We start from the raw sequence: 18,137 nt of genomic DNA, 5'->3' as shown, positions 1-18,137 counted from the left end.
CATTGATTTGAGTGACATGGCGAAAAACCTAATCCTGTGGCTGGTCATCGCCGTCGTGTTGATGTCGGTGTTCAATAGCTTCAGCCCCAGCGATACCACCAGTCGCCAGCTGGACTATTCCAGCTTCGTTAGAGAAGTGACCCAAGAGCAGATCCGTGAAGTGCGGATGGATGGCAAGGTCATTAATGGCGTCAAGCGCACCGGTGAACGCTTCACCACCATCATACCGGCGCCGGATCCCCAGCTGCTCAACGACATGCTCAATCACAATGTCAAAGTGATTGGTGAGAAGCCGGAAGAGCCGTCTTTGCTGACCTCTATCTTTATCTCCTGGTTCCCGATGCTACTGCTGATCGGTGTCTGGGTCTTCTTCATGCGTCAGATGCAGGGCGGCGGCGGCAAGGGTGCCATGTCGTTCGGCAAGAGCAAAGCTCGTCTGATGAGCGAAGAGCAGATAAAGACCACCTTTGCCGACGTCGCAGGCTGCGATGAGGCCAAGGAAGAGGTGAAAGAGCTGGTCGATTATCTGCGCGATCCGAGCAAGTTCCAGAAACTGGGTGGCAAGATCCCCACCGGTGTACTGCTGGTTGGCCCTCCGGGTACCGGTAAGACCCTGCTGGCCAAGGCCATTGCGGGTGAGGCCAAGGTGCCTTTCTTCACCATCTCGGGTTCCGACTTCGTCGAAATGTTCGTGGGTGTCGGTGCCTCCCGGGTGCGTGACATGTTCGAGCAGGCTAAGAAGTCTTCCCCTTGCATCATCTTCATCGATGAAATCGATGCGGTCGGTCGCCAGCGTGGCGCCGGTCTCGGCGGTGGCCACGATGAGCGTGAGCAGACCCTTAACCAGATGCTGGTCGAGATGGATGGTTTTGAAGGCCATGAAGGCATCATCGTCATCGCCGCCACCAACCGTCCCGATGTACTGGACCCTGCCTTGCTGCGTCCGGGCCGTTTCGACCGTCAGGTCGTGGTCGGTCTGCCGGATGTGCGTGGTCGCGAGCAGATCCTGAAGGTGCACATGCGCAAGGTGCCGTTGGCAGATGATGTCAATGCGGCCCTGATTGCACGTGGTACCCCGGGTTTCTCCGGTGCTGATCTCGCCAATCTGGTCAACGAAGCCGCCCTCTTCTCCGCCCGTGAGAGTCGTCGTGTGGTTTCCATGGCTGAATTCGAGAAGGCCAAGGACAAGATCATGATGGGTGCGGAACGTCGCTCTATGGTGATGAGAGACTCCGAGAAGGAGATGACGGCTTACCATGAGGCGGGTCACGCCATTATTGGTCGTCTGGTACCGGATCATGACCCTGTCTACAAGGTGTCCATCATACCGCGCGGTCGTGCGTTGGGTGTGACCATGTACCTGCCCGAGCAGGATCGCTGGAGCCACTCCAAGCAGCACCTAGAGTCCATGATCTCCAGCCTGTACGGTGGTCGTCTGGCGGAAGAGCTGATCTACGGTGCCGAGAAGGTATCGACTGGTGCGTCCAACGATATCGAGCGTGCGACTGACATCGCCCGCAAGATGGTCACCCAGTGGGGCATGTCCGAGCGTCTCGGTCCCATGCTCTATGCGGAAGAAGATGGTGAAGTGTTCCTCGGTCGCAGCATGGCCAAGGTCAAGCACATGTCCGACGACACGGCGCGCGTCATTGACGCTGAGGTCAAGCAGGTCATTGATCGCAACTACGCCCGCTCCAAGCAGATCCTGCTGGACAACATGGATGTGTTGCACACCATGAAAGATGCGCTGATGAAGTACGAAACCATCGACGCCAAACAGATAGACGATCTGATGGCCCGTCGTGAGGTGCGTGCTCCCAGCAACTGGCATGACGAGCACAGCGGCGATACTCCGCAAGGCGGTGCCACTGTCGCGGCGGATGCCAAACCGGCAGTGACCGAGGTGGAGCCGGTGGCGGATGTCGACATCGACAAGGCCAACGATCTGCCGACCAAATAAATCGTGATGATGCAAACCCCGGGCTGGTCCCGGGGTTTTTCTTTATGTAAATGGAAGCGAAGATGCAGCTAACCAGCAAGGGGCTCAGCCTCTCCCTCGATCGTCCCCATGTGATGGGGATCCTCAATGTGACACCTGACTCCTTCTCCGATGGTGGCAATTTCAATCAGATTGACCGGGCCATGGACCATGCTCGCCAGATGATCTCCGACGGCGCAACGCTTATCGACATAGGGGGGGAGTCGACGCGTCCGGGGGCCCCCGACGTGAGCGAGCAAGATGAGCTGGACAGGGTGATCCCCGTGGTCGAGCGGATGGTCGCCGAGCTGGATGTGATGATCTCTCTCGATACCTCCAAGGCTGCCGTGATGCGGGAAGGCTGCAAGGCTGGGGCCCATCTCATCAACGACGTGCGGGCCTTGCTCGAACCCGGTGCCCTGGCCGCCGCCGCAGAAGCTGACGTACCCGTGTGCCTGATGCACATGCAAGGCCAGCCGAGAACCATGCAGGCCGAACCCCACTATGACGACCTGCTGGGGGAGGTGAGGGCCTTCTTCGATGAACGTATCGCCGCCTGTCTGGCCGCCGGTATAGGGCGTCAGCAGCTGTTGCTGGACCCGGGCTACGGCTTTGGCAAGACGCTGGCACACAACTATCAACTGCTGGCCTGGCAGGAGAAGTTGCTCGATTACCAGCTTCCGCTCTTGGTCGGTATGTCGCGAAAGTCTATGATAGGCAACCTGCTTGGCCGCTTGGTTGATGAACGGCTGGCCGGCAGTCTGGCCTGCGCGCTCATCGGGATGCAGCATGGTGCCCGGATCATCCGGGTGCACGATGTGCGAGAGACCATGGATGCCCTGCGCGCCGGCTGGATGGTAATGACGGGACAAGATTTCATATCCAAATAAAAAAGAGAACAGACAATGGCAAGAAAGTATTTTGGCACCGATGGTGTCCGCGGCAAGGTTGGCGAATTCCCGATCACCCCTGATTTCGTGATGAAGCTGGGTTGGGCCGCAGGCAAGGTGCTCTCCAAGAAGGGCACCCGTAAGGTGCTGATCGGCAAGGATACCCGGATCTCAGGTTACATGCTGGAGTCGGCATTGGAAGCGGGTCTCTCCGCTGCAGGTCTCAAGGCCATACTGATGGGCCCCATGCCGACCCCGGCCGTTGCCTATCTGACCCGCACCTTCCGTGCAGAGGCGGGTATCGTGATCAGTGCCTCACACAATCCCTTCTATGATAACGGCATCAAGTTCTTCTCCGCCGATGGCACCAAGTTGCCGGATGATGTGGAAATGGCCATTGAGGCCGAGCTGGATCACGAGATCCAGTGTGTTGAGTCTGCCGAGCTGGGCAAAGCAGTGCGTATCGAGGATGCTGCTGGCCGCTATATCGAGTTCTGCAAGAGCACCTTCCCCTCCAATCTGAGTCTGGAAGGGTTGAAAATGGTGGTTGACTGCGGCCATGGTGCTACCTATCACATCGCTCCTTCCGTTTTCCGCGAGTTGGGAGCCGAGGTGATCGCTATCGGCTGCAGCCCTGATGGTTTGAACATCAACGACGGTGTAGGTTCTACCGCTCCCGAGGCACTGGCAGCCAAGGTGCTCGAGTGCAAAGCCGATCTAGGCGTGGCCTTCGACGGTGACGGCGATCGCCTGGTGATGGTGGACCACACGGGTTACATCATCGACGGTGACGAGATCCTCTACATCATCGCCCGCGATGCGCTGCGCAACGGTCGCCTCAAGGGGGGGGTCGTCGGTACCCTGATGGCCAACATGGGCCTGGAGCTGGCGCTGCAGACCCTGGGGATCCCGTTCGCCCGTGCCAAAGTGGGTGACCGCTACGTACTGGAGATGATGAACGAGAAGGGCTGGCGTATCGGGGGTGAAAACTCTGGTCATATCATCTGCCTGGATCAGACCACCACCGGGGACGGTATTGTCGCCGCCCTGCAGGTGTTGATGGCCATCTGCACCGCCGAGATGCCGCTGGCCAAGCTGCGTTCCGGCATGAGCAAGTTCCCTCAGGTACTGGTGAACGTCCGTTTTGCCGAGGGCAAGGATCCGCTGGCGGCTGATGCCGTCAACCAGGAAGTGGCCAAGGTGGAACAAGAGCTGGCTGGCCGTGGCCGCGTCCTGCTGCGTAAATCCGGCACCGAACCCCTGATCCGGGTCATGGTGGAAGGTGAGCATGAGCAGCAGGTGCGTGACATGGCACAACGCATCGCTCAACAGGTCGAATCGGCGTTTTAATGAACAATATGGGCGGCTTTTTAGCCGCCCTGGTTGTATCTTGTTCAAACGATTCGAAAATTCAAAAATAGCGCTTGTCAGCTGACAATCCTCTGGATATTATCAGCCCCGCTTTCGCAAGGGAGTTGCCGATGGGACATCGTAAGCCGTTTGTAGCAGCCAACTGGAAGTTACACGGCAGTAGGTCGCAGTTAGAGCAGTTTACTCGCCAGTGCCTGCAAGGCATGGATGAGCAAGTAGATGTGGTCTTGTGTCCATCCCATGTGCATCTCGACTTCACGGCCATACTGCTCAACGAGCAAAAGGTAATGAAGTTGGGGGCTCAGAATGTGAGTCAGCACCGACAAGGCGCTTATACGGGTGAAGTCTCGTGTGAGATGCTGGTTGAGGCAGGGTGTCGTTACGTACTGGTAGGGCACTCCGAGCGCAGGCGTCTCTTTGGTGAGACCAGCTTTATCGTCGCAGAGAAGTTTGCGGCAGCCAGAGCGGCAGGCTTGATCCCCATCCTCTGTTTGGGTGAGTCGGGTGCAGCGAGGCAGGCGAGAAGAACCTTTGAGGTGATCGCAGAAGAGCTGGACATTGTCATAGAGAAAAATGGCGCGATGGCTTTCGATAATGCTATCATCGCCTACGAGCCGATTTGGGCTGTAGGTACAGGTAAATGCGCCACACCCGAGCAGGCACAAGAGGTTCATTCCTTTATACGTGGTCGCTTGGCGGAGGATACTCCGGTTATAGGTGAGAAAGTTAGAATCATCTATGGTGGGAGCGTGACACCGACCAATGCGAGAGATTTGTTTGCCCAGCCCGACATTGATGGCGGCCTGATAGGTGGAGCGAGTCTCGATGACAAGACGTTTTTAGGAATTGTTGAAGCGGCAAAGGGTGCAAGTTAAATGTACGAAATTCTTTTAGTCGTTTATCTGCTGGTTTCACTGGCTCTGATTGGTCTGGTGATGATTCAGCAAGGTAAAGGGGCTGACATGGGCGCCTCCTTCGGCGCAGGGGCATCGAATACCGTATTCGGCTCCGGTGGTTCAGGCAGTTTCCTGACCCGTACAACAGCTGTTTTGGCTACTCTGTTCTTTTTGATTAGCCTGGTGCTCGGATCTATGTCCAGCAACAAGGTCAAACAGGGTAGTGAATGGGAAAATCTGCAACAAACCCAGCAGGTTGAGCAGACCAAAGCGCCAGTAAAGAAAGACACTGACGTTCCCGAATAAGTGAGTTTTTGCCGTGGTGGTGGAATTGGTAGACACGCTATCTTGAGGGGGTAGTGCTCTAGGGTGTGCGGGTTCGAGTCCCGCCCACGGCACCAATTAAGTAGTGAGCTCGGGTAACCGGGTATATTATAGCCAGTCAGTCTTGTGTGAAGAGAATGAACTGGCTATAATCTCGCACGATTTCGGACGCGGGGTGGAGCAGCATGGTAGCTCGTCGGGCTCATAACCCGAAGGTCGTCGGTTCAAATCCGGCCCCCGCAACCAAATTTCACGCATTTCCTACGCTCAGGAAGGCGGTCGCTGCGAGGCGACAATCAGGGTAAAGCGCCAAGCCCCGATTTGACATCGGGGCTTTTTGTTATGTGCGATTTACTCTGAATCGATCTCTATCTGGGCTTTATGCCCTTTTTTTGTTTTTCGGAGGGTGACTTTGGCTACGTTGGAACAACGTTTGACCGATCTGCTCGAGGCTCCGGTCGTTGCCTTGGGTTTTGAACTTTGGGGTATTGAGTTTATCCGCGCGGGTAACCACTCCACTTTGCGTGTCTTTATCGACAGCGAGAATGGTGTGACTGTCGAGAACTGTGCTGAAGTCAGCCATCAGGTTGGCGCCATCATGGATGTCGAGGATCCCATCACAGAAGAATACTTCCTGGAAGTATCCTCCCCTGGTCTGGATCGTCCGCTGTTCAAGGTTGCCCAGTTCGAAAAATACGTTGGCCAAGAGGCGGCGGTGCAGCTGCGGATGGCAACAAATAACCGCCGCAAGTTCAAAGGCGTAATCAAAGCTGTGCAAGGCGACATGATCACCCTGACAGTAGATGGTAAGGACGACGTGTTGGCTTTCACCAATATCCAAAAAGCGAACATAGTGCCGAACTTTGGTTAACGAGGCTATCGGATATGAATAAAGAGATTTTGCTGGTCGTTGACGCAGTATCCAACGAGAAAGCTGTGCCCCGCGAGAAAATTTTCCAGGCTCTGGAGACCGCGCTGGCGACTGCGACCAAGAAGAAATATGAAGGCGAGATTGAAGTTCGGGTCGAAATCGATCGCAAGACCGGTGACTACGATACCTATCGTCGCTGGGTTGTTGTGGCCGATCAGGCTGCAATGGAAAACCCGTACGGTGAAATCACCCTCGAAGCCGCTCAGATCGAGCAGCCCGAGATCCAGCTTGGTGACTATGTAGAAGACCAGATCGACTCTGTGACCTTCGACCGTATCACCACCCAGACCGCCAAACAGGTTATCGTGCAGAAAGTGCGCGAAGCCGAGCGTTCCCAAGTCGTTGACCAGTTCAAGGACAAGGAAGGCACCATCATCAGCGGTGTGGTCAAGAAGAGTAACCGTGACAACGTGATCCTGGATCTGGGCAGCAATGCCGAGGCCGTGATCTTCCGTGACGACATGCTGCCGCGCGAGACGTTCCGTCCGGGCGATCGCATCCGTGGCCTGCTCTACGCCGTGCGTCCCGAAGCCCGTGGTTCCCAGCTGTTCGTCAGCCGTTCCAGCCCGGACTTCCTGAAAGAGCTGTTCCGCATCGAAGTACCGGAGATCGGTGAAGAGATGATCGAAATCATGGGCGCCGCCCGTGACCCGGGCTCCCGCGCCAAGATCGCGGTGAAGACCAATGATCGTCGTATCGACCCGATCGGTGCCTGTATCGGCATGCGCGGTGCCCGTGTGCAAGCTGTCTCCGCCGAACTGAGTGGTGAGCGTGCCGACATCGTTTTGTACGATGACAACCCCGCCCAGTACGTGATCAATGCCATGGCGCCCGCCGATGTGGCCTCCATCATAGTGGATGAAGACAACCACACCATGGATATCGCCGTGGAAGCCGCCAACCTGGCCCAGGCCATCGGCCGCAATGGTCAGAACGTGCGTCTTGCTTCCCAGCTGACCGGTTGGGAGCTGAACGTCATGACCGTCGAGGACATGCGTTCCAAGCACCAGGCCGAGAACGATCGCATCCTGACCCTGTTCACCAGCGCCCTGGACATCGACGACGATTTCGCGGGTCTGCTGATGGAAGAAGGCTTCTCGACTCTGGAAGAGATCGCCTTCGTACCCGTCAATGAGCTGCTGGCCATCGACGGTCTGGACGAGGACATGGTGGAAGAGCTGCGCAAGCGTGCCAAGGATGTCCTGACCACCAAGGCCCTGGCCAAAGAAGAGTCCTTCGACGGCGTAGAACCTTCCGAAGACCTGCTCAATCTGGCTGGTCTCGGTCGCGACATGGCATATGCCCTGGCCGCGCGTGGTGTCGGCACCCTGGAAGATTTGGCAGAGCAAGGTATCGACGACCTTGCCGACATTGAAGAGCTGACCGCTGAGAAAGCCGGTGAGCTGATTATGGCTGCTCGCAATATCTGTTGGTTCGGAGAAGAGCAGTCTGAATAAGATCAAACGGAGGAAAATGAATGGCAGAAGTATCAGTCAAACAACTTGCCACTGACATCGACACACCGGTTGATCGTCTTCTCCAGCAGTTTGTCGATGCCGGTATCAGCAAGAGCAAGGCCGACGACCTCGTCAGCGAGTCTGAAAAACAGACTCTGCTGGCTCACTTGAAAAAACAGCATGGAGGTGACGAGATCACCGCACCAGCCCGCATGACTTTGCAGCGCAAGACCAAGAGCACCATCAGTGTTCAGGGGACTGGCGGCAAGAACAAAGAAGTGCAGGTTGAAGTGCGCAAGACTCGCACCTATGTAAAACGCTCGGCGCTGGAAGATGAACAGCGCCAGGCGGAAGCCGAGGAAACAGCGCGTTTGGAAGCAGAAGAAAAAGCTCGTAGCGAGGCCGAGAACAAGGTTCGTCTCGATGCTGAAGAGAAGGCTCGCCGTGAGGCTGAGCAGGCTCGTCGTGAAGCTGAGGAAAAGGCGCGGATCGAGGCACAATCAAAGGCTCGACAGGCTCCACAGCCCGCCAAAGCAGCCAGTAGCACAGCTCAGCAAGAGGCAGAAAAGATGGCCAAGCGCGAAGCAGAAGAACTGAAGCGCCAACAGGAACAAACAGCTTTGCAAAAAGCAGAAGAACTCGCCGCCAAGAAAGCCGAAGAGGCTCGTGTCATGGCGGAACAGAACGGCCCTCGCTGGGCTGAAGAAGAAGCTGCTCGCGCCAAAGAGAGCAGTGACTATCATCTGACCACCAACAAGCATGCGCAAGCCGCAGAAGACGAGTTGGACCGGAAGGAAGAGACCAGCCGTCGCACCGCCGCCGCCGCCGTTAAGGCGCCGAAAAAGGCCGGTCGTCGTGAAGACGATCGCGATTCCCGCAACCCGCGTGCCCGTAAAGGCAAGCGCGGCAAGGTGGCCATGCCCAATGCCATGAAGCACGGCTTCAACAAGCCGGCTGCCGTGGTTAACCGTGACGTCGTCATTGGCGAAACCATCACTGTGGCCGAACTGGCCAACAAGATGGCCGTCAAAGGCGTGGAAGTCATCAAGGCGATGATGAAGATGGGCGCCATGGCGACCATCAACCAGGTGATCGATCAGGAGACCGCTCAGTTGGTCGCCGAAGAGATGGGTCACAAGGTTGTGCTGCGTCGTGAGAACGAGCTGGAAGAGGCGGTACTGTCCGATCGTGACGAGACCTCCGAAGCCAAGCCGCGTGCCCCTGTCGTGACCATCATGGGTCACGTTGACCACGGCAAGACCTCGCTGCTCGACTACATCCGTAAAGCCAAGGTAGCTGCTGGCGAAGCCGGTGGTATTACCCAGCACATCGGTGCTTACCACGTCGAAACCGACAGTGGCATGATCACCTTCCTGGATACTCCGGGTCACGCTGCGTTTACCTCCATGCGTGCTCGTGGTGCCAAGTCGACCGATATCGTCGTTCTGGTTGTTGCGGCCGATGACGGCGTTATGCCGCAGACCATCGAAGCCATCCAGCACGCCAAGGCGGCTGAAGTGCCCATCGTGGTTGCGGTCAACAAGATCGACAAGCCTGAAGCGGATCCGGATCGCGTCAAGACCGAGCTGGCCCGTTACAACGTCATGTCCGAAGACTGGGGTGGCGAGAGCCAGTTTGTTCACGTCTCCGCCAAGTCTGGCGAAGGCATCGACGACCTGCTGGAAGCCATCCTGATCCAGTCCGAAGTACTGGAATTGAAAGCGGTTGTCGATGGCATGGCCAGCGGCGTCGTGATCGAATCTTTCCTGGACAAGGGTCGTGGTCCGGTTGCCACTGTGCTGGTACAAGAAGGTACTCTGCGCCAGGGCGACATCGTACTGTGTGGTCTGGAATACGGTCGTATCCGTGCCATGCGCGACGAACTGGGTCGTGAAATCAAGGAAGCGGGTCCGTCCCTGCCGGTGGAAATCCTGGGTCTGTCCGGGGTGCCGTCTGCCGGTGATGAGGCCACCGTTGTACGTGACGAGAAGAAGGCCCGTGAAGTGGCGCTCTATCGTCAGGGAAAATTCCGCGACGTCAAGCTGGCTCGCCAGCAGAAGTCCAAGCTGGAAAACATGTTCGCCAACATGACCGAGGGCGAAGTGTCCGAAGTGAACGTGGTGATCAAGGCCGACGTACAGGGTTCGGTGCAAGCGATTTGCGATGCGCTGGTTCAGCTCTCTACCGACGAAGTCAAGGTCAAGATCGTGGGCTCGGGTGTTGGTGGTATCACTGAAACCGACGCTACTCTGGCCGCGGCTTCCAGCGCCATCCTGGTAGGCTTCAACGTCCGTGCCGACGCATCTGCGCGCAAGGTCATTGAGTCCGAGAGCCTGGATCTGCGTTACTACTCCGTCATCTATGATTTGATCGACGAAGTGAAGCAGGCCATGAGCGGCAAGCTGGCTCCTGAGTATCGTCAGGAGATCATCGGTCTGGCTGAAGTGCGTAGCGTCTTCAAGTCTCCGAAGTTCGGCGCGGTTGCCGGCTGTATGGTTACCGAAGGTGTGGTCAAGCGTTCCAACCGTATCCGTGTTCTGCGCGACAACGTGGTTATCTATGAAGGCGAGCTGGAATCCCTGCGTCGCTTCAAGGATGACGTCAACGAGGTCCGTAACGGTTACGAGTGTGGTATCGCAGTCAAGAACTACAATGACGTACGCGAAGGCGACCAGATCGAAGTTTACGAGACCATTGAAATTCAACGGACTCTGTAAGCCAAGAGTTAGACAAAATAGGGGGCCGCGGCCCCCTTTTATCGCAGGATAGAATATGGCCAGAGAATTCAGCCGGACCAACAGGGTCGGCCAGCAGATCCAGCGCGAAATCGCGTTGATCTTGCAGCGTGAGGTCAAGGACCCGCGTATCGGCATGGTAACCGTCTCGGACGTGGAAGTGTCCAAGGACCTCAACTATGCCAAGGTTTATGTCACCTTCTTGCAGCTGGAGAACGACGCCGACCGCATCAAGGAAGGGCTCAAGGGCCTGACCGAAGCGGCTGGCTACATCCGCAGCCTGCTTGGCAGTGCCATGCGCTTGCGCGTGGTGCCCGAGTTGCGCTTCTACTACGACCAGACCCTGGTCGAGGGGATGCGTCTCTCTAACCTGGTGACCAACACTGTGCGTGAAGACAAACGTCGCATGGCCGAAGCTGGCCGTGAAGAAGACGAAGCCGCACCGGATGATACTACTGAGGATAAAGCCTGAGATGTCTCGAAGACGTCGTTTCAAGGGCCGTGACGTACACGGTATCTTGCTGCTGGACAAGCCGACCGGTCTGACTTCCAACGATGTGTTGCAGAAGGTCAAGCGGATCTACAATGCCGCCAAGGCCGGCCACACCGGCGCCCTGGATCCACTGGCGACCGGCATGCTGCCGATTTGCCTCGGTGAAGCCACCAAGTTCTCCCAGTATCTGCTGGAAGCGGACAAGCGCTATGAGGTGACCGCCAAGCTGGGTGAGCGCACCAACACCAGCGACTCCGACGGCGAGGTGGTTTCCACCCGTCCGGTGAACGTGGCCGTGGGTACCCTGATCGAGTCGCTGGACCAGTTCCGTGGCCCCATCATGCAAGTGCCGTCCATGTACTCAGCCCTCAAGCACAACGGTCGCCCGCTCTACGAATATGCCCGTGAAGGCATAGAGATCGAGCGGGAAGCCCGCCCCATCACGGTATTTGAGCTCAAGCTCATCAGCTTTGAAGGGGATGAGGTCAAGCTGGAGGTGCACTGCAGCAAGGGCACCTATATTCGCTCCCTGGTGGACGATCTGGGGGAAGTGCTGGGCTGTGGCGCTCACGTCACCCAGCTGCGCCGCACCCAGGTGGCCAGCTATCCCTATGAGCGGATGCTGACCCTGGAACAGCTCGAGTGCATCTTCGAACAGGCCAAGGCTGAGAGTATCCCGCCACGGGAGCAGCTCGATCCCTTGTTGCTGCCGATGGATACCGCCGTGGCCGCGCTGCCCGAAGTGAACATGCTGGCGGCGGTGGCCGCTTATGTGAACCAGGGGCAGGCCGTGCAGGTTGCCGGGGCGCCGCAAGGTGGCCAGGTACGCATGACGGTCGGTCCTGAGCGTGAGTTCATCGGTGTGGGCGAGATAGACGACGAAGGGCGGGTAGCCCCCAAGCGTCTGGTGCGCTACCACGACGACCGCGACGAGGAGTGATCCTCGGGCGGTATCAGGGTGTCTTTCCCGTTGCGCCTCTTTCCCGTTGCGAAATGTGACGGGGACGATTATGATACCGCCCTCATTTCACGGCTGAATTAGAGATTGGCTGTGAACCTTTAAACACTCTACTGGAGTAAACTCATGTCTCTAAATGCTGAGATCAAAGCTTCCATCGTTGCTGACAACGCTCGTTGCGCCAACGACACTGGCTCCCCCGAAGTGCAGGTTGCCCTGCTGACTGCCCAGATCAACCATCTGCAAGGTCACTTCAAAGAGCACGCTAAAGATCACCACGGTCGTCGTGGTCTGCTGCGCATGGTTTCCCAGCGTCGCAAGCTGCTGGACTACCTGAAGCGTAAAGATGTTCAGCGTTATGCTGCTCTGATCGCCAAGCTGGGTCTGCGTCGTTAATCGACCATCAGATTTCGCGAAAAAGGGGAACCTCCGGGTTCCCCTTTTTTATTGCGCGTCGGGCTGTCGCCGGCGTCACAGAATTTGTGTGATTGCTTACCTTTTGATTCGAATCAAGTATACTTGCACGCGAATTTAAAGAGCCAAATTGTAAAAAAGGAAATTCACGTGAATCCTATTGTAAAGTCATTCCAGTACGGTCAACACACCGTCACTCTGGAAACCGGTGTGATGGCCCGTCAAGCCACTGCGGCCGTTATGGTCAGCATGGACGATACCTGTGTATTTGTGACCGTAGTCGGTAAGAAAGAGGCCGATCACGGCCGTGATTTCTTCCCGTTGACCGTCAACTACCAGGAGCGTACCTATGCTGCTGGTCGTATCCCGGGTGGTTTCTTCCGTCGTGAAGGCCGTCCGAGCGAAGGCGAGACCCTTACCTCCCGCCTGATCGACCGTCCTATTCGTCCGCTGTTCCCGGAAGGCTTCCTCAATGAGGTTCAGGTGGTTGCCACCGTCATGTCCGTGAACCCGCTGGTTTCCCCGGACATCGTTGCCATGATCGGTGCCTCTGCTGCACTGGCCATCTCCGGCATCCCGTTCGGCGGCCCGATTGCGGCTGCTCGCGTGGGTTACATGAACGGTCAGTATGTGCTGAACCCGACCACCGCCGAACTGCCGCAGAGCGATCTGGACCTGGTGGTTGCCGGTACCGCCAACGCGGTACTGATGGTGGAATCCGAAGCGGCCATCCTGTCTGAAGAGACCATGCTGGGCGCCGTCGTTTATGGCCACGAGCAGATGCAAGTCGTGATCAACGCCATCAACGAATTCGCCGCCGACGTGGGTACCCAGCCGTGGGATTGGACCCCGCCTGCGACCAACGAAGCGCTCAAGGCCAAGATTGCCGAGCTGGCTACAGCTGAACTGGGTGAAGCCTACCGCATCACCGAGAAGGCCGTGCGTTACGCTGCCATCGGTGCCATCAAGCTGCGCGTGGTTGAGCAAGTGATCGCCGCCGGCGTGGAAGACGATGCCAAGAAGATTGGCGAAGAGTTCCACAGCCTGGAAAGCCGCATCGTTCGTGGTCGCGTAGTACGTGGCGAGCCGCGCATCGACGGTCGCGATCCGGAAATGATCCGTGCCCTGTCTGTTGGCACCGGCATTCTGCCCCGCGCCCACGGCTCTGCCCTGTTCACCCGTGGTGAGACTCAGGCCATCGTGGTTGCGACCCTGGGTACCGAGCGTGACGCCCAGAATATCGACGAGCTGGCTGGCCACCGTGCCGACCGCTTCATGCTGCACTACAACTTCCCGCCGTACTGCGTCGGTGAAACCGGCATGATGGGTAGCCCCAAGCGTCGTGAAATCGGTCACGGTCGTCTGGCCAAGCGCGGTGTTGCTGCCGTGATGCCGAGCGCCGCCGAGTTCCCGTACGTGGTGCGCGTGGTGTCTGAAATCACCGAATCCAACGGCTCCTCCTCCATGGCCTCCGTCTGTGGTTCCTCCCTGGCGCTGATGGACGCGGGTGTGCCGATCAAGGCCTCCGTTGCCGGTATCGCCATGGGGCTGGTGAAGGAAGAAGAAGGTTTCGTCGTGCTGTCCGACATCCTGGGTGACGAAGATCACCTGGGCGACATGGACTTCAAGGTGGCCGGTACTACCCAGGGTATCACTGCGCTGCAGATGGACATCAAGATCGAAGGCATCACCAAAGAGATCATGGAGATTGCCCTCAAGCAAGCCCGTGGTGCTCGCCTGCACATCCTGAAAGTGATGGACGAAGCCATCCAGGCGCCGCGCAGCGAAATCTCTGACTTTGCCCCGCGTATCCACACCATCAAGATCAATCCTGAGAAGATCAAGGACGTGATCGGCAAGGGTGGTTCCGTGATCCGTGCGCTGACCGAAGAGACTGGCACCAACATCGAGCTGGATGATGACGGTACCGTCCGTATCTCTGCTGTTGCCAACGAAGCCGCCATGGAAGCCATTCGTCGCATCGAGGCCATCACAGCCGAGATCGAAGTGAACCGCATCTATGAAGGCAAGGTTGTGCGTCTGGCCGACTTCGGTGCCTTCGTCAACATCCTGCCGGGTAAAGACGGTCTGGTACACATCTCCCAAATCACCGATGCCCGTGTGCAAAACGTGGCCGACTTCCTGAAGATCGGTGATGTGGTGAAGGTGAAGGTACTGGAAGTGGATCGTCAAGGCCGTGTGCGTCTCTCCATCAAGGAAGCGAATGCACCGACCGAAGTCGCCGCACCGGTTGCTGACGTGGCTGTTGCCGAAGAGCCGACTGCCGAATAAGGTTGCCGTGCTGTTCAAGAGCCGACCTCTGGGTCGGCTTTTTTGTGCCTGCTCGGCAGAAAAGTTGTTTCTTATGAAGCCCTCTGTTACAACAATGGGCTCCCCGCGCGACGGGTAACAAGGATCAGTATGATGTCGTGGGCCCTCCTCAGGCAGTTTCCCCCACTGGTCTGGACCGTGATCCTGGGCACCTTCATGGTGCGCACCAGCTATTACATGGTCTGGCCCTTTCTCTCGATCTTGCTCTATCGGGAGTATGCCCTCTCGGCCACCAGCATAGGGGCCATGCTGGGAGCGAGTGCGGCGATCTCCACCCTGATCAGCTTTTACGGCGGCTGGCTGTCGGACCGGCTGGGGCGGCGCAATATATTGCTGGCCGGCTGCCTGGTCGCGCTGCTTTGCTATGGTCTGCTCGGCTTCTCCCACTCAGTGCTCTGGCTAGGAGTCGGGGTGATAGGCAGCGGTCTCTCCTCTGGCCTCATAGATGCTCCGGGCAAGGCGCTGATGGCCGATAGCCTCGCCTCGGCCAAGGCGCGCGAGCTGGCGCTGCACATGCGCTACTTCCTGCTCAATCTGGGGGCGGCGATAGGGCCTCTGCTTGGGGTGACTCTGGGCATCAGCGCCCAGCAGCAGACCTTCCTGCTGCTCTCCGGCAGCTATCTGCTGCTGGGGGCTGCCTTCGTCTGGGGCTTTCGCAGGTTGAACGAAGAAGCGCGGCGCAATGGCGGCCTGGGTCTGCGGGCCGCCATCAAGGTGCTGTGGCTGGATCGGGGTTTTCTGCTGCTGGTGATGGCGAACCTGCTGATGGTGCTGGTCTACTCCCAGTTTCACTCTCCCCTGGTGCAGTACCTGACTCGGGCCGAGACCCCAGAGGTGGCGCGGCTGGTCGCCATTCTGGTGACGATCAATGCGCTGACTGTGGTCGTGCTGCAATTCCCGCTGCTGCATCTGCTCGCCCGCTGGCCGGGCAAGGTGCGACTGCAGCTTGGCATCATGTTGTTTCTGGGGGCTCAGGTGCTGTTTGCGCTGGGGGATCCCGCGCAGTGGTCGCACTGGATCGGGGCCGTGCTGCTGCTGAGCGTGGGGGAGACGATTTTGTTCCCGCTGCTCAACGTGCTGATCGATCAGATGTCGCCCCCTCATCTGAAGGGGAGCTATTTCGGCGCCGGTGCGCTGGCCGGGCTGGGCGGGGCCATCGGGGCCATGCTGGGAGGCTGGATCCTGGAACAATGGAGCGGGCAGTCACTCTACATACTGATGGCGCTGTTCTGCATGCTGACCTTTCTGTTGTACGAGTGGGGCGCGAGGATCCCGCGCCCCGAGGTGGCGAAAGCCTGTTCCCGCGAGGGTTAATGGGTCTCCTTCTGGTTGACTTGCTTCATCGCCCTCTTGGCGGCATACATGCGCTCGTCGGCCAGCCGGATCAGGCTGTGGCCCTCGTCGAACTGCATGGGGCCGGTCTGCACCATGCCGATGCTGAGGGTCACATCGTCGATCTGTTCCTTCAGGGCATTGGTCAGGCGCTGGAGGTAGACGTCTCTGGCTTGGTCTTCATTGCAGTTGGGCAGGATCAGGCAGAACTCATCCCCGCCGTAGCGAAAACAGTAATCCTCCGCCCGTGACACCTTGCGAATGCAGTCGCCGACGATGCGCAGTATCTCATCGCCCCGCTGGTGTCCCTGGGTGTCGTTGATCTGTTTGAAGTCGTTGATGTCGAGGTAGGCGATGACCACGGGCTCGGCGCGGCGCTGGCAGGTACGCAGGGTGCGGGTCAGGTTCTCCTGCAGGTGGCGCACGCTGAGCAGGCCGGTGAGGGAGTCGGTCCGGCTCATCTCCTCCAGCTGCTGGGTACGCTCCCGCACCTTCTCCTCCAGCGTCCTGGCGTAGATCTCCGACTTCTCCTTGGATGACTCTATTTCCGAGACCAGGCTGCGGATATAGGTCTCGAACACCAGAGTAATGTCGAACAGAAACAGCTTGTCGAGGGCGGTCAACATGGCGATGCGATCCTGCTCATGCTCAATCTGGGTGAAAATATCCTCGATAAGCAGCCCCTTGAGGGTGTTGATGGCCGCCAGATAGAGTTTGGGCTCAACCCCGATCCGTTTGTGCACCAATCCGATCCGCAGCCGGTTGTTGACGTACTCCAGGTCATACAGGCCACTAAACAGATCAAGGATATAGCGACGCTGAGCCGTTCTAAGTCTGGTGAGTGTATCGGCATCACCGATCAGTAGCGCGATTTCGGTGATCCCGGTCTGCATTTCATAGAACTTGTCGACCAGTGCATCTATGTGAGGCTCTATATTGGGGCGATAACTGGCGAGCCGGGAGAAGTCATCCTCATCCAGCAGCAACAGCTCCTTGCGGTGAGCAATGTCGAACTCTGTGATCCGCATCTGTTCCAGCAGAGTTTGTTCGGTTGGATTCATGGCAGTTCCCTGAACGAAAATGAAGGCGCGCACGTTTATCTAATTGACAGTGTAGACATTAACAGCAGGGGGCAGGTTTTCAAATGGCGCAGGTTTGTTGCAGATCAACGGCTGCGCCCATTTATTTATGCACTAGAAGGTCAGTACCTTGTCGGCTGCCAGGGTCCACTGGGCCAGCAGCGGCAGGGTGCCGATCTCGATCCCCTCAATGAGTGGCAGGGCTGTGATGCCGCGGGCATCGGTACAGGTCTTGCAAAGGCGGATGATGGTGCCCTGTGCCAGCAGGATCTCTAGCATCTGGCGCAGGTTGTACCCCTCGGCTGGTACTTGTCCTGCCAGTGCGGCGCCGACCGCATCGGACATCAGAAACAGTTGCAGGCTCACACCGCCCTGCTCATTGAGGGCGATGGCCAGCCGCAGGGCGTTAAACAGGGATTCGCTGCCGTAGGGGGCGCCGTTGGCAATGATGACAATACGTTGATTCATGAAAGACTCCATCCTGAAAGCCGCTATTGTAGCCTCGCCGAAGCCGCGCTGGCGTGATGTTGCACAAACTCTGTCGTACCGGTTGGCACACGGTTTGGCCCGCTTGGATGCTGGCTGCAAGGCACAGCAACAGGCCGTGACGGATCAGCGGGTCTTCGCCAAGGCGCACAACAACGGGGATCAGGTTGCTGAGCTCAAACGGGCGGTGCGCAACATCGAGGCTCACTGCACCGAGGCGGACCTGTTCAAGGGGCAGCAGCAATGGGTGGCCGAGCTGAAAGAGGAGGTGAACGAGCGGCTGCTCGAGCTGCAAACGGTGCGGGTGTCGGGCAAACCTGACAAGATCGCCAACCAGCAGACCAAGCGGGAAGAAGCCCGGATCCGTTTACAGGCAGCCCAGAACGAGCGAGAGGCATTGAGCAAGCTGCTCACTCCCTGACTGCCGTCTTGCAGAATGAAAAAGTCGGGCATGCCCGACTT

At 57.9% G+C, this 18,137-nt stretch carries 16 protein-coding genes and 2 tRNA genes; 16 read left to right on the top strand and 2 right to left on the bottom strand.

All coding sequences use genetic code 11. The features are described 5' to 3' along the window. The first annotated feature begins 7 nt into the window (after window positions 1-7). The 15 genes from ftsH (at window position 8) to BN1129_RS08350 (ending at window position 16,092) form a co-directional block, all read left to right on the top strand. Window positions 8-1,960 carry an ATP-dependent zinc metalloprotease FtsH gene (gene ftsH, locus BN1129_RS08420; RefSeq protein ID WP_042035809.1) on the top strand — a complete coding sequence of 651 codons (1,953 nt, stop codon included), beginning with the start codon at window positions 8-10 and terminating at the stop codon, window positions 1,958-1,960. A gap of 62 nt (window positions 1,961-2,022) precedes the next feature. Beyond that, window positions 2,023-2,868 carry a dihydropteroate synthase gene (gene folP, locus BN1129_RS08415; RefSeq protein WP_042035808.1) on the top strand — a complete coding sequence of 282 codons (846 nt, stop codon included), beginning with the start codon at window positions 2,023-2,025 and terminating at the stop codon, window positions 2,866-2,868. Window positions 2,869-2,883: 15 nt separating this feature from the next. Further along, complete coding sequence (gene glmM, locus BN1129_RS08410; RefSeq protein WP_042035807.1) at window positions 2,884-4,218, top strand: phosphoglucosamine mutase; 1,335 nt, start codon at window positions 2,884-2,886, stop codon at window positions 4,216-4,218. A 131-nt stretch (window positions 4,219-4,349) separates the two neighbouring features. Then, a complete protein-coding gene (tpiA, locus tag BN1129_RS08405) occupies window positions 4,350-5,114 on the top strand; it encodes a triose-phosphate isomerase (RefSeq protein WP_042035806.1) in 765 nt (254 codons plus the stop codon). After that, window positions 5,115-5,441: a preprotein translocase subunit SecG gene (gene secG, locus BN1129_RS08400; RefSeq protein ID WP_042035805.1), complete on the top strand. Its 327-nt coding sequence runs from the start codon at window positions 5,115-5,117 to the stop codon at window positions 5,439-5,441. Between the two features lie 10 nt (window positions 5,442-5,451). Beyond that, a tRNA-Leu gene (locus BN1129_RS08395) sits at window positions 5,452-5,536 on the top strand. Window positions 5,537-5,628: 92 nt separating this feature from the next. Next, a tRNA-Met gene (locus BN1129_RS08390) sits at window positions 5,629-5,705 on the top strand. 166 nt (window positions 5,706-5,871) lie between these two features. After that, window positions 5,872-6,330 (top strand): ribosome maturation factor RimP, encoded by a 459-nt coding sequence (gene rimP, locus BN1129_RS08385; RefSeq protein ID WP_042035804.1) that lies wholly within the window; start codon window positions 5,872-5,874, stop codon window positions 6,328-6,330. A gap of 14 nt (window positions 6,331-6,344) precedes the next feature. Then, window positions 6,345-7,847 carry a transcription termination factor NusA gene (nusA, locus tag BN1129_RS08380; RefSeq protein ID WP_042035803.1) on the top strand — a complete coding sequence of 501 codons (1,503 nt, stop codon included), beginning with the start codon at window positions 6,345-6,347 and terminating at the stop codon, window positions 7,845-7,847. Window positions 7,848-7,867: 20 nt separating this feature from the next. After that, window positions 7,868-10,564: a translation initiation factor IF-2 gene (gene infB, locus BN1129_RS08375; RefSeq protein ID WP_042035802.1), complete on the top strand. Its 2,697-nt coding sequence runs from the start codon at window positions 7,868-7,870 to the stop codon at window positions 10,562-10,564. Window positions 10,565-10,619: 55 nt separating this feature from the next. Next, a complete protein-coding gene (gene rbfA, locus BN1129_RS08370) occupies window positions 10,620-11,054 on the top strand; it encodes a 30S ribosome-binding factor RbfA (RefSeq protein WP_042035801.1) in 435 nt (144 codons plus the stop codon). Between the two features lies 1 nt (window position 11,055). After that, window positions 11,056-12,015: a tRNA pseudouridine(55) synthase TruB gene (gene truB / locus BN1129_RS08365; protein WP_042035800.1), complete on the top strand. Its 960-nt coding sequence runs from the start codon at window positions 11,056-11,058 to the stop codon at window positions 12,013-12,015. Between the two features lie 144 nt (window positions 12,016-12,159). Beyond that, a complete protein-coding gene (gene rpsO / locus BN1129_RS08360) occupies window positions 12,160-12,429 on the top strand; it encodes a 30S ribosomal protein S15 (protein WP_005317514.1) in 270 nt (89 codons plus the stop codon). Between the two features lie 168 nt (window positions 12,430-12,597). Beyond that, window positions 12,598-14,739, top strand: coding sequence for a polyribonucleotide nucleotidyltransferase (pnp, locus tag BN1129_RS08355; protein ID WP_042035799.1), 2,142 nt, complete (start codon window positions 12,598-12,600; stop codon window positions 14,737-14,739). A 123-nt stretch (window positions 14,740-14,862) separates the two neighbouring features. Continuing rightward, window positions 14,863-16,092 (top strand): MDR family MFS transporter, encoded by a 1,230-nt coding sequence (locus tag BN1129_RS08350; RefSeq protein WP_479686006.1) that lies wholly within the window; start codon window positions 14,863-14,865, stop codon window positions 16,090-16,092. On the opposite strand, the gene BN1129_RS08345 is transcribed toward BN1129_RS08350, so the two are convergent. Both BN1129_RS08345 and BN1129_RS08340 read right to left on the bottom strand, forming a co-directional pair. Beyond that, entirely contained in the window at window positions 16,089-17,171 is a 1,083-nt protein-coding gene (locus tag BN1129_RS08345; protein ID WP_042035797.1) for a protoglobin domain-containing protein, read from the bottom strand. The genes BN1129_RS08350 and BN1129_RS08345 overlap by 4 nt on opposite strands. A gap of 132 nt (window positions 17,172-17,303) precedes the next feature. Further along, window positions 17,304-17,657 (bottom strand): DsrE/DsrF/TusD sulfur relay family protein, encoded by a 354-nt coding sequence (locus BN1129_RS08340; RefSeq protein ID WP_042035796.1) that lies wholly within the window; start codon window positions 17,655-17,657, stop codon window positions 17,304-17,306. Here BN1129_RS08340 and BN1129_RS08335 point away from each other — a divergent pair. After that, window positions 17,656-18,096: a DUF1090 domain-containing protein gene (locus BN1129_RS08335; RefSeq protein ID WP_084204605.1), complete on the top strand. Its 441-nt coding sequence runs from the start codon at window positions 17,656-17,658 to the stop codon at window positions 18,094-18,096. The two genes, BN1129_RS08340 and BN1129_RS08335, sit on opposite strands and share 2 nt — an antisense overlap. Window positions 18,097-18,137: the final 41 nt, after the last annotated feature.

It is taken from the genome of Aeromonas popoffii, from assembly GCF_000820025.1.
GTDB lineage: Bacteria > Pseudomonadota > Gammaproteobacteria > Enterobacterales > Aeromonadaceae > Aeromonas > Aeromonas popoffii.
The sequence above is the reverse complement of the archived record's forward strand: the minus strand, read 5'-3'. Positions and strand labels throughout refer to the sequence as shown.

What these genes read in the sequence shown, in the direction of transcription:
- folP (WP_042035808.1), top strand. Translation starts at nt 2,023, where the DNA reads ATGCAGCTAACCAGCAAGGGGCTCAGCCTCTCCCTCGATCGTCCCCAT.
- glmM (WP_042035807.1), top strand. Translation starts at nt 2,884, where the DNA reads ATGGCAAGAAAGTATTTTGGCACCGATGGTGTCCGCGGCAAGGTTGGC.
- tpiA (WP_042035806.1), top strand. Translation starts at nt 4,350, where the DNA reads ATGGGACATCGTAAGCCGTTTGTAGCAGCCAACTGGAAGTTACACGGC.
- secG (WP_042035805.1), top strand. Translation starts at nt 5,115, where the DNA reads ATGTACGAAATTCTTTTAGTCGTTTATCTGCTGGTTTCACTGGCTCTG.
- nusA (WP_042035803.1), top strand. Translation starts at nt 6,345, where the DNA reads ATGAATAAAGAGATTTTGCTGGTCGTTGACGCAGTATCCAACGAGAAA.
- infB (WP_042035802.1), top strand. Translation starts at nt 7,868, where the DNA reads ATGGCAGAAGTATCAGTCAAACAACTTGCCACTGACATCGACACACCG.
- rbfA (WP_042035801.1), top strand. Translation starts at nt 10,620, where the DNA reads ATGGCCAGAGAATTCAGCCGGACCAACAGGGTCGGCCAGCAGATCCAG.
- truB (WP_042035800.1), top strand. Translation starts at nt 11,056, where the DNA reads ATGTCTCGAAGACGTCGTTTCAAGGGCCGTGACGTACACGGTATCTTG.
- rpsO (WP_005317514.1), top strand. Translation starts at nt 12,160, where the DNA reads ATGTCTCTAAATGCTGAGATCAAAGCTTCCATCGTTGCTGACAACGCT.
- BN1129_RS08345 (WP_042035797.1), bottom strand. Translation starts at nt 17,171, where the DNA reads ATGAATCCAACCGAACAAACTCTGCTGGAACAGATGCGGATCACAGAG.
- BN1129_RS08335 (WP_084204605.1), top strand. Translation starts at nt 17,656, where the DNA reads ATGAAAGACTCCATCCTGAAAGCCGCTATTGTAGCCTCGCCGAAGCCG.
- BN1129_RS08340 (WP_042035796.1), bottom strand. Translation starts at nt 17,657, where the DNA reads ATGAATCAACGTATTGTCATCATTGCCAACGGCGCCCCCTACGGCAGC.